Below are 9,033 nucleotides of genomic sequence, written 5' to 3' on the forward strand. Positions count from 1 at the left end.
ATTCCGCCATTAATGGCGGATCAATTGAAAAGGTATCAAGAGTCGACCTCCCAGTTCCAACGGCTCACCGCTACTGCGTCATGAGCGTGCAGGCTTTCGCTGTGGACCACGCGAATGTGAAAGCCATTGATGCCAGGAGAACGTTTTAGTGCACCGTTCAATCGCCGGGCGGCGTCCTCGCAAAACATAAGGTTCTGCCCATTGGCCAATGCAAATGCCTGCTCGTCCGCGCGTTTCACCGCGGTTTGCACGCCTGTGCCCAAGGCAGCTTCCGTGTCATTGATAACAGCCATCAGCGGCAGATTGTCCAGATAATCATCCAGGCGAATTCGCACATCTGCCTGACTGCGCTGGCTGTGTGGCGTCGCAACGATGCCATGTGGTGAGCCCAGCCAGGCTAATACGTCGGTATGCAACAGTGGGCGTTCGGCGAAATCAGCAGTGAATTTCCGCTGTATCAGTTGCCTCGCAAGGGCTGCCGAGCAAGGACAGGTGGAGGAATAAGGAATTTCCACACAAAGTTCCACGTGGAACATTTCGTTTTCAAGCGATGCATTCACGCTCACGGAATAGCTCTTCCAACCTGACAAGGCGCTGACTAACGCGGGCCGGCGCAATAAAAGCCCGGTTCGTATTTTCAGATATGCATTTTTTGAAAGCCCATCGTGTGAGTCGAGAAATTTTTGCAGCAGCTGGCGCAAAAGCGCCGGAGTGAGATTCTCTCGCTCAAGCATTTCGAGTGCGAGATACAGCCGTGACATGTGAATGCCGCGTGCATCGCCTTGATCGAGACTCACACCGGCATCAGCTTTCGCGCTGAGATGCTGGCCGTCGTATAGAACAGGCAATGCGATGCCATGCATGCCGACCCATTCAAGTGGTAGCGGAGTGTGAGAGGGACGGGCGCATATATCCGGGAGCGTTAGCGCGTTCATGAGCAAATCCATCGTGGAGATCGATGCGCATATGTTATGTTATTACATATAAATCAACCACGCCTTTTTCCTAGCCTCTGTGTTGCTTGGTTAAGGCGTCAGCTCAGTCTCCCCTTGAGGAATACCCGATGCCCAATCGACTCCCCGTCACGGTCCTTTCAGGCTTTCTCGGTGCCGGCAAAAGCACGCTGCTGAACTACGTGCTGCGCAACCGCGAAAATCTTCGCGTCGCTGTCATCGTCAACGACATGAGCGAGATCAATATCGACGGCAGCGATGTTCAGCGTGACGTCAGTTTGAACCGCGCGGAAGAAAAACTTGTGGAGATGAGCAATGGCTGCATCTGCTGTACGTTGCGCGAAGACTTGCTGGAAGAGGTGAGCAAGCTGGCCAAGGAAGGGCGCTTTGATTACCTGTTGATTGAATCCACCGGCATTTCCGAGCCACTTCCCGTAGCGGAGACGTTCACCTTTCGCGACGACAGTGGGCAGAGCCTGGCCGATATCGCCCGGCTCGACACCATGGTCACCGTTGTCGACGGCGTCAACTTTCTGCTGGATTATCAGGCCGCTGAGAGCCTGGCATCTCGTGGCGAGACGATGGGTGATGAGGATGAACGATCCATCACCGACCTGCTGATCGAGCAAATCGAATTCGCCGACGTCATCCTGATCAGCAAGATCGATTTAGTCGGCAGCCACGAGCGGCAGGAGCTTATGGCGATACTTCAGCGACTCAATTGCGAGGCGGAAATCATTCCAATGGTCATGGGTGAGGTCCCGCTGCAGAAAATCCTCAACACAGGTCGTTTTGACTTCGACAAAGCGGCCCAGGCGCCGGGCTGGTTGCGTGAAATGCGCGGTGAGCATGTGCCGGAAACCGATGAGTATGGCATTGCCAGCAAGGCCTACCGGGCCCGGCGACCCTTCCACCCGCAACGTTTTTTCGATTTCATCAACGGGCACTGGACCAACGGAAACCTGTTGCGCTCCAAAGGTTTCTTCTGGTTGGCAAGCAAGCACATGGATGCAGGGAGCTGGTCCCAGGCCGGTGGCCTGATGCGCTACGGATTTGCCGGTCGCTGGTGGCGCTTCGTGCCGAAAGACCAGTGGCCCGAAGACGCGGAAAGTACCACAGCAATCATGAAAAACTGGACGCCAGCTACCGGTGATTGCCGGCAGGAATTGGTGTTCATTGGCCAGAACATCGACTTTGCGTTACTCACTGCAGCGCTGGATAACTGTCTGTTGAGCGATGCCGAGATGGCTTCAGGGGTGACGACCTGGCTGCAAATGCCCGACCCTTTTGGTCCGTGGTACGTCGAGGACGCAGCGTAGGCGGTGTTGGGCTTATGGCTTCAGCCATGTCCCCTGGCTCTGACTTTGGCAAAAAGGTTTCAGGTAAGCTGCATCCGTCGCCACGCCGTAATAGTGGATGTCCTGGCGGTACGGCATATTGGCAACTTGAGCGTTGCTACACACACCAAAAGCGCCGGCAGGGCACTCATCGACGTACTGCACCTCTATCTTCTGCCCGCGCAGGTTGGGCTGGCAGAAGCCGTCGGCGAAGAGTGTCTGCGGGATGCTGCGGTTCTGTTGGCAGACCTTCACATCAAGTCGTTCAGCCGTACTATGTACCACACATGCCTGAGCCAACACTTCTCCTGACATCAGAGCCCACAACAGCGACAATCCTCTCAACCCCATTCTCGCCTCCTCAGATAATTTCAGCATGCTGCAGAACATTCCGACCCACGTTATTGCAGGCCCTCTGGGCGCTGGTAAAACCAGCCTCATCGAAAATCTGTTGGCGCAGCGTCCGCCGAATGAGCGTTGGGCAGTGCTCATCAACGAGTTTGGCCAGATCGGGCTCGACGCTGCGTTGCTGACCCGCGATGACGAGGGTATCGCATTGGGAGAAGTGGCCGGTGGGTGTTTATGTTGCGTCAATGGCGTGCCGTTTCAGATCGGTCTTGGACGGTTGCTGCGCAAGGCACGGCCCGACCGTTTGTTTATCGAACCGTCGGGCCTTGGCCATCCGGCGCAGTTGCTGGCGCAGTTGAGCGAGGCTCCATGGCTCGGTGTGTTGACCGTGCAGCCGTGCGTGATGGTGCTCGACGCTCAGGCACTCGCTGCCGGGAAGCCCTTGCCAGCGGCGCAGCGTGAAGCATTGAGCAGCGCAGGACTCGTGTTGCTCAACAAGTCCGAGGGCCTGGACGAGTTCACCTGTGAGCAAATCGCTTCACAATTGGCGCCACTTCCTTTGATTTGGACCCGCCAGGCCGCGCTGCCCTTGGAAAAGCTTCCCGGATTCGGGACGAAAGCACTGGTGGGTGTGGATAATTTTGTTGTCACCAAGGGTTTCGCCCGGATGCCAACGGTCTGGCCCGACCCCTCGCTGCCGATTTGCTCAAGCCAGGCACAAGAGGGCGGTTGGAGCATTGGCTGGCGCTGGCATCCCGCGCAGGTTCTCGAGTCTGCGCGGATTGCTGAATGGCTTCAAAGCCTGCAATGGCAGCGGGCGAAGCTGGTCATCCACAGCGGTCAGGGTTGGGTGTCGGCGAATGCGCTGGAGGATTCAGCCCTGGAATGGCGATCCAGTGAGTGGCGAAACGATTCGCGGATTGAATTGATCTTCAATGAGCCGCAGGACATTGGCGCACTGCAAGCAGCGCTGTTCAACTGCCGTTCCAGTTGACCACTTGTTTCAGGGCCGCCATTTGGTGTGTTCCTGCCGCCACTGACTCAACTCGATGACTTGAGCCCGGGGCTTCGCCACGTCGTCGACAACCGGCGAGTCGTCAAACGGCATCGGGTAGGGTGCCAGTTCAATCTGCGCACTGTGTGCGCCGAATTGGGTAATAGTGCCGATATGGCGACTTTCGCCGGTCACCGTGAACTCAAAGTTATACACGCGGGCAAGACGCTTGCGGCCGTTGGCGTCCTTAATGAACGCGATTTTCTTCAACGCGACGTTGCCATCCAGCAGCTCGATGCCGAGTTTCCCGCAATGTTGCTTGACCCGCTCCAGCGCCCGTTCGCGCAAGCCATGGTTGTGCCACAGCCACGCGCCGCCAACGGCGAGCAGCATCAGCACGAAGATATTTCCGAGGGTCAGCATCAGCAAGGTGCTCCAACAAGATAGCGTCAGCTTAACTGCCTCGCCGGTGTGTCGTACAGGCTGCGTTTCGTCGCATACTGCGCGGCTTGAATTCCAACCGGTTGACGGAACTGACGCATGAAACGTACGCCCCATCTGCTCGCCATCCAGTCCCACGTGGTGTTTGGTCACGCCGGTAACAGCGCGGCGGTTTTCCCGATGCAGCGCCTCGGGGTCAATGTCTGGCCGCTCAACACCGTGCAGTTCTCCAACCACACCCAATATGGTCAGTGGAGCGGCGAAGTGCTGGCGCCGCAGCAGATCCCGGCGTTGATCGAAGGCATCGCCGCCATCGGCGAGTTGGGCAACTGCGACGCGGTGCTGTCCGGGTACCTCGGCAGCGCGGCCCAGGGCCGGGCGATCCTCACCGGTGTGGCGCGCATAAAGTCGACCAACCCCAACGCGCTGTACCTCTGCGATCCGGTGATGGGTCACCCGGAAAAAGGTTGCAGCGTGCCAGCCGAAGTCAGCGATTTCCTTCTGGAAGAAGCCGCCGCCATGGCCGACTTCATGTGCCCGAATCAGCTGGAGCTGGACAGCTTTTCAGGGCGCAAGCCGCAGTCGCTGTTTGACTGCCTGGCGATGGCGCGCGCCTTGTTGGCGCGTGGCCCGAAAGCGGTGCTGGTCAAGCATCTGGACTATCCCGGCAAACCGGCGGACGTCTTCGAGATGTTGCTGGTGACGGGCGAGGGGAGTTGGCATCTGCGCCGTCCGCTGTTGGCGTTCCCGCGTCAACCGGTGGGCGTGGGCGACCTGACATCAGGGTTGTTTCTGGCGCGGGTGCTGTTGGGCGACAGCCTGGTGGCGGCGTTTGAATTCGCCGCAGCGGCGGTGCATGAGGTGCTGCTGGAAACTCAGGCCTGCGCCAGCTACGAATTGCAGCTGGTGCGAGCACAGGATCGAATTGCGCATCCGCGAGTGCGGTTCGAGGCGACTGCGATCAGTATGTAAGCGGGCTGCGACGAAAAAGATCGCAGCCTTCGGCAGCTCCTGACGGGAGCGCTTAAGATCTGGGCTTCAGACGTCGCCTTTGATTTCCTGATATCGCTTTTCCAGTTCCTGGCGGATCTGCCGACGCTGCTGAGCCTGGATAAAGCGGCGCTTGTCTTCGCTGTTCTGCGGTTGCAATGGAGGGACTGGCGCGGGTTTGCGCTGGTCATCCACGGCGACCATGGTGAAGAAGCAGCTGTTGGTGTGCCGCACCGAGCGCTCGCGAATGTTTTCAGTCACCACCTTGATGCCGACTTCCATCGACGTATTGCCGGTGTAGTTGACCGAGGCCAGAAAGGTCACCAGTTCACCCACGTGAATCGGCTCACGGAAAATCACCTGATCCACCGATAGGGTCACCACATAGCGGCCAGCGTAACGGCTCGCGCAGGCATAAGCGACTTCATCGAGGTACTTGAGCAGGGTGCCGCCGTGGACATTGCCAGAAAAGTTGGCCATGTCGGGAGTCATCAATACCGTCATCGACAGCTGGGCGTTTCCGGGTTCCATAGCGTTCTCAAGGTTCGGGGCAGGTTCAGGGAAAATGCATCTCTACGAATGCCTGATCGGTTTTTGCAAACCTCAGTTATCGGGACGCCGGGCATGCCATTGCCGTCACGCCGAATCGATCTGTTTCCATATATTGCACTGCCTTTCTGCAGGAAGTCGCGGTGTTACCCTTCGGATGCCCGTCTTGCGGGCTATTCCCACGCGTAAACCGGATTTTTACCCTGCTCAGCCCGACATTTCCCACGTCTGGCGATTGAGCGCTGTCCCAAGGAGCCCACGCCATGCATGCCATCAGTTTTATTCAGGACCTGGCAGTGATCATGTTGGTCGCGGGTGTGGTGACCGTGTTGTTTCACCGCTTCAAACAGCCAGTGGTTCTGGGATATATCGTTGCAGGGTTCATTATCGGCCCGCATACCCCACCGTTCGGCCTCATCCACGATGAAGAAACCATCAAGACCCTCGCCGAGCTCGGGGTCATCTTTCTGATGTTCTGTCTGGGACTCGAATTCAGCTTGCGCAAGCTATTCAAGGTTGGCGCTACGGCGTTTATCGCGGCCTTCCTCGAAATCGTGCTGATGATCTGGATTGGCTATGAAATAGGTCGCTGGTTTGACTGGAACACCATGGACTCGCTGTTCCTCGGCGCAATTCTGGCGATCTCCTCGACCACCATCATCGTCAAAGCGCTCAACGACTTGAAGATGAAAAACGAGCGCTTTGCGCAACTGATCTTTGGCGTGCTGATCGTTGAGGACATCCTCGGGATCGGCATTATCGCTTTGCTCTCGAGCATTGCGGTCAGCGGTACGGTGAGTTCCGGTGAAGTTTTTTCCACGGTCGGCAAACTGTCGCTGTTCATGATCGTCGCCTTGGTCATCGGTATTTTGCTGGTGCCGAGGCTATTGGCTTACGTGGCCAAATTTGAAAGCAACGAGATGCTGCTGATCACGGTGTTGGGACTGTGTTTCGGTTTCTGTCTGCTGGTGGTGAAACTCGAGTACAGCATGGTGCTCGGGGCTTTCCTGATCGGCGCAATCATGGCCGAATCCCGTCAGCTGCTGAAAATCGAACGGTTGATCGAGCCGGTTCGCGACCTGTTCAGCGCCATCTTCTTTGTCGCGATCGGGCTGATGCTCGACCCGATGATCTTGCTGGAATATGCCTGGCCGATCGCCGTCATCACAGTCGCGGTAGTGCTCGGCAAGATGTTGTCCTGCGGCTTGGGTGCTTTTATCGCCGGCAATGACGGACGTACCTCACTGCGAGTAGGGATGGGGCTTTCGCAAATTGGCGAATTTTCCTTCATCATCGCGTCGCTGGGCATCACCCTGCAGGTCACCAGCAACTTTCTCTACCCGGTAGCGGTGGCGGTGTCCGTGCTCACCACACTACTGACGCCGTACCTGATTCGTGCGGCGGATCCATTATCCATCAAGCTCGCCGGCGTCATGCCACAACGGCTGGGGCGGGTGTTGAGCATGTACGGCGAATGGTTGCGCAGCATTCAGCCGCAGGGTGAGGGCGCGCTGCTGGCGTCGATGATCAGGAGGATTCTGCTGCAGGTGGGGGTCAATCTGGCACTGGTGATTGCGATCTTCTTCTCAGGTGCTTTTTTCGCCGAACGCATGTCGACCTATCTACAGGACTGGATCAGCGACCCGAGCTGGCAGAAGGCGTTGATCTGGGGTGGCGCGCTGCTGCTTTCGCTGCCGTTCCTGATTGCGGCTTATCGCAAGCTCAAGGCGCTGTCGATGTTGCTGGCTGAGATGGGGGTGAAGCCGGAAATGGCGGGGCGCCATACCGAGCGGGTGCGTCGGGTGATCGCGGAAGTCATCCCGATCCTCTCGTTGCTGGTAATTTTCCTGCTTTTGGCAGCCTTGTCGGCGAGCATCTTGCCGACCAACAAGTTGCTGATGCTGATCGCCGTAGTGGCGGCTGCTGTGGCGGCGTTGCTGTGGCGCTGGTTCATCCGCGTGCACACGCGGATGCAAGTAGCGCTGCTGGAAACCCTTGATAATCACAAGGACTCCACAGGTCATTGATCCAACCTGTAGCAGCTGGCGCAGCCTGCGTCCGGCTGCGTCCGGCTGCGCAGCAGTCGTAAAAAGAGTCGACGAAGCATTTTTGGTTGAGCGGCTCAACCGCGTTTACGACTGCTTTGCAGCCGGACGCAGGCTGCGCCAGCTGCTACACAGTAGGAGCTTCGGTTTGATCAGCTTTCCAGCCACACATCCCGCGCCCAGTGCCAGACCGATTCCCAGGTTTCTTCTGCGACCAACTCTTCTTCCGCTTGCCACAACACCACAGTGCCGTCTTCCTCGACGCAGTAGTAGTCGTCGCCGTCCTGGCAGATAGGGATAAGACTACGATCAACGCCCGCATCCCAGGCATTAGCTGCCACGTCCGGCAGATAAGTATGTGACTGCGGATCGGTGACGGTAACCGGTTCCAGGCTGCCGTAGACCACGTCGCTGACTGTCAGCAAAAATTCTCTGAAAACAAACGGAATGTCGATGAACAGCTGTTCTTCGATTTCGACCAGAACGTCTTCGTCGGGCAACTCCAAGGGGACCGGTACTGGTTCGTTGGCTTCACGTAGTTGTTCGATGATTTCTTCCACGTCCGGGATCCTCTTGCTGTTGGCGCGGTTAGGTTGGGGCGGTTTATACAGTAGCTCGCAATAGATGCAACCGTGAAATGGAAAACCCCGGCCAAAGGCCGGGGCTTTTTATTGCGACACGTTTACTGCGGGTCGGTTCAGCCGTTCTGGCGGATACCGGCCACCAGCCAAGGCTGGTTCTCGCCTTGTGGACGTTCCATGTTCCAGCTTTCGCTGAATGCTTCACCCTGGTCAAAACGTGAAGTCTTCGACAGGCCGCTGAAGGTCAGGGTAGCGATGGTCTTGTCCGCACGATCATCAACGCCATCCAGCTGAACGCTGAGGTTATCAATGTAGGTGGACTGGAAACCGTCACCCAGATCGGCACGCTCACGCTTGAGGAACTCAAGCAGTTGCGGGGTCACGAACTCGGAGATCTTGTCCATCTCATTGGCGTCCCAATGCTGCTGCAGGGACTGGAAGTGGTTGCGGGCCGCTTCAATGAAGTTGTTTTCATTGAACCAGGCCGGTGCGTTGATCACCGGGCGAGCGGCGACAGGTGCAGCCGAACCGCCGAAGATCGAGCCCATGCCTGCTGGCTTCTGCTCGAACACTTCACGTTGCATCGGTGCGCCGGCAGGAGCCATGTGCGACTGCTGCTTGCGACGACGAGCGGCGATGAAACGGAAGACCAGGAAGGCGATGACCGCCATGATCAGGATATCGAAGATCTGCATGCCTTCGAAGCCGCCACCCATGAACATGGAAGCAAGAAGACCACCGGCAGCGATACCGGCCAGAGGGCCGAGCCAGCGCGAAGCACCGCCGGCTTTGGCG

General features: G+C 57.6%; 10 protein-coding genes. 4 read left to right on the forward strand and 6 right to left on the reverse strand.

Features of this window, described 5'->3' with window-relative positions; all coding sequences use genetic code 11:
* Nucleotides 1–35 precede the first annotated feature (35 nt).
* On the reverse strand, nt 36–935 hold the full coding sequence (folE2, locus tag F8N12_RS22660; RefSeq protein ID WP_150582379.1) for a GTP cyclohydrolase FolE2: 900 nt from the start codon (nt 933–935) through the stop codon (nt 36–38).
* A gap of 128 nt (nt 936–1,063) precedes the next feature.
* Between folE2 and zigA the strand changes: the two genes are divergently transcribed.
* Nucleotides 1,064–2,272: a zinc metallochaperone GTPase ZigA gene (gene zigA, locus F8N12_RS22665; RefSeq protein WP_150582380.1), complete on the forward strand. Its 1,209-nt coding sequence runs from the start codon at nt 1,064–1,066 to the stop codon at nt 2,270–2,272.
* A 12-nt stretch (nt 2,273–2,284) separates the two neighbouring features.
* On the opposite strand, the gene F8N12_RS22670 is transcribed toward zigA, so the two are convergent.
* On the reverse strand, nt 2,285–2,641 hold the full coding sequence (locus F8N12_RS22670; RefSeq protein WP_150582388.1) for an NADH:ubiquinone oxidoreductase: 357 nt from the start codon (nt 2,639–2,641) through the stop codon (nt 2,285–2,287).
* A gap of 25 nt (nt 2,642–2,666) precedes the next feature.
* Here F8N12_RS22670 and F8N12_RS22675 point away from each other — a divergent pair, with 25 nt between their 5' ends.
* On the forward strand, nt 2,667–3,632 hold the full coding sequence (locus F8N12_RS22675) for a CobW family GTP-binding protein (RefSeq protein ID WP_150582381.1): 966 nt from the start codon (nt 2,667–2,669) through the stop codon (nt 3,630–3,632).
* Nucleotides 3,633–3,641: 9 nt separating this feature from the next.
* Here F8N12_RS22675 and F8N12_RS22680 read toward each other — a convergent pair whose 3' ends face one another.
* Complete coding sequence (locus F8N12_RS22680; protein WP_150582382.1) at nt 3,642–4,055, reverse strand: DUF3301 domain-containing protein; 414 nt, start codon at nt 4,053–4,055, stop codon at nt 3,642–3,644.
* Between the two features lie 117 nt (nt 4,056–4,172).
* On the opposite strand from F8N12_RS22680, the gene pdxY reads away from it, so the two are divergent.
* On the forward strand, nt 4,173–5,045 hold the full coding sequence (gene pdxY / locus F8N12_RS22685) for a pyridoxal kinase PdxY (protein WP_150582383.1): 873 nt from the start codon (nt 4,173–4,175) through the stop codon (nt 5,043–5,045).
* Nucleotides 5,046–5,111: 66 nt separating this feature from the next.
* Here pdxY and F8N12_RS22690 read toward each other — a convergent pair whose 3' ends face one another.
* Nucleotides 5,112–5,594: an acyl-CoA thioesterase gene (locus tag F8N12_RS22690; RefSeq protein ID WP_150582384.1), complete on the reverse strand. Its 483-nt coding sequence runs from the start codon at nt 5,592–5,594 to the stop codon at nt 5,112–5,114.
* Nucleotides 5,595–5,875: 281 nt separating this feature from the next.
* Between F8N12_RS22690 and F8N12_RS22695 the strand changes: the two genes are divergently transcribed.
* A complete protein-coding gene (locus F8N12_RS22695; protein WP_150582385.1) occupies nt 5,876–7,639 on the forward strand; it encodes a cation:proton antiporter in 1,764 nt (587 codons plus the stop codon).
* Between the two features lie 170 nt (nt 7,640–7,809).
* Here the strand turns inward: F8N12_RS22695 and F8N12_RS22700 are convergent, their stop codons facing one another.
* Nucleotides 7,810–8,217, reverse strand: coding sequence for an SMI1/KNR4 family protein (locus F8N12_RS22700; protein ID WP_150582386.1), 408 nt, complete (start codon nt 8,215–8,217; stop codon nt 7,810–7,812).
* A 137-nt stretch (nt 8,218–8,354) separates the two neighbouring features.
* Nucleotides 8,355–9,033: Tim44 domain-containing protein (locus F8N12_RS22705; protein WP_150582387.1), on the reverse strand; the 679-nt coding region annotated here is incomplete at its 5' end.

It is taken from the genome of Pseudomonas fluorescens (assembly GCF_902497625.1).
Taxonomy (GTDB): Bacteria; Pseudomonadota; Gammaproteobacteria; order Pseudomonadales; family Pseudomonadaceae; genus Aquipseudomonas; species Aquipseudomonas fluorescens_BQ.

Coding starts and splice junctions, on each gene's coding strand:
- folE2 (WP_150582379.1), bottom strand. CDS start 935: ATGAACGCGCTAACGCTCCCGGATATATGCGCCCGTCCCTCTCACACT.
- F8N12_RS22690 (WP_150582384.1), bottom strand. CDS start 5,594: ATGGAACCCGGAAACGCCCAGCTGTCGATGACGGTATTGATGACTCCC.
- zigA (WP_150582380.1), top strand. CDS start 1,064: ATGCCCAATCGACTCCCCGTCACGGTCCTTTCAGGCTTTCTCGGTGCC.
- F8N12_RS22670 (WP_150582388.1), bottom strand. CDS start 2,641: ATGGGGTTGAGAGGATTGTCGCTGTTGTGGGCTCTGATGTCAGGAGAA.
- F8N12_RS22675 (WP_150582381.1), top strand. CDS start 2,667: ATGCTGCAGAACATTCCGACCCACGTTATTGCAGGCCCTCTGGGCGCT.
- pdxY (WP_150582383.1), top strand. CDS start 4,173: ATGAAACGTACGCCCCATCTGCTCGCCATCCAGTCCCACGTGGTGTTT.
- F8N12_RS22680 (WP_150582382.1), bottom strand. CDS start 4,055: ATGCTGACCCTCGGAAATATCTTCGTGCTGATGCTGCTCGCCGTTGGC.
- F8N12_RS22695 (WP_150582385.1), top strand. CDS start 5,876: ATGCATGCCATCAGTTTTATTCAGGACCTGGCAGTGATCATGTTGGTC.